Origin of the sequence: Nocardiopsis lucentensis DSM 44048, from assembly GCF_000341125.1 — a bacterium.
GTDB classification, from domain to species: Bacteria; Actinomycetota; Actinomycetes; order Streptosporangiales; family Streptosporangiaceae; genus Nocardiopsis; species Nocardiopsis lucentensis.
In genome coordinates this window covers 1-944 of sequence record NZ_ANBC01000197.1, presented here as the reverse complement: position 1 = coordinate 944, position 944 = coordinate 1, and the positions used below count along the sequence as shown (strand labels likewise).

Genomic DNA, 944 nt, shown 5'->3' with positions numbered 1-944 from the left:
GGTGGCCCGCCGCCGCAGCGAGTTCCGCAGGAGCAAGCGTCAGGAGCGTCTGCACCTGGTCGACGGCCTGCTCGTCGCGCTGCTCGACATCGACCGCGTGATCGCCCTGATCCGGGAGGCCGACGACACCGCCGCCGCCCGCGAGTCCCTCATGGGCGCCTACGAGCTGTCCGAGATCCAGGCGCGCTACATCCTGGACACCCCGCTGCGGCGTCTGACCCGCTTCGACCGGCTGGAGCTGGAGACCGAGCGCGAGCAGCTCAACAAGGAGATCGCCGAGCTCACGTCCATCCTGGAGTCGGACAAGAAGCTGCGCCGCGTGGTGTCCAAGGAGCTCGCCGAGGTCTCGAAGAAGTTCGCCACCCCGCGCCGCACCCAGCTGCGCGAGAGCGACGGCGCCGCACGTGGCGCGGTGGTCCCCCTGGAGATGGCCGACCAGGCCTGCCACGTCCTGCTCGGCGTCGACGGCACCGTCGGCCGCAGCAAGGGCGCCGCCCCGCCGAGGATGTACGAGGGTCTGCGCACCAGACACGACGCGATCGCCACGGCCGTGCCCACGACCTCGCGTTCGGACGTCGGTCTCGTCACCGACCTGGGTCGGATGATCCGCGTTCCCGTCCTGGAGATCCCCGAACTCCCCGATGAGAGCGACGAACGACCGCCCCTGGCCGCCGGCCTGGACGTGGGCGAGTTCGTCGAGCTCGACGGGGACGAACGGGTGGTCTCGGTGGTGTCGATGGACACCTCCGGGCCCGGCTTCGCCGTGGGCACCGAGGGGGGTGTGGTCAAGCGGGTCGCCCCCGACTTCCCGCCCAACAAGGACGACTTCGAGGTCATCACGCTCAAGGACGGCGACCGCCTGGTCGGCGCCACCCAGCTGTCCACCGGTGAGGAGGACCTGGCGTTCGTCACCTCCGAGGCCCAGCTGCTGCGCTTCTCCGCGA

At 70.8% G+C, this 944-nt stretch carries 1 protein-coding gene; it reads left to right on the top strand.

Features of this window, described 5'->3' with window-relative positions; translation table 11 throughout:
- Window positions 1-944, top strand: a 944-nt coding sequence (locus D471_RS0106515; RefSeq protein WP_017597877.1) for a DNA gyrase subunit A, incomplete at both ends; no start/stop codon positions are given.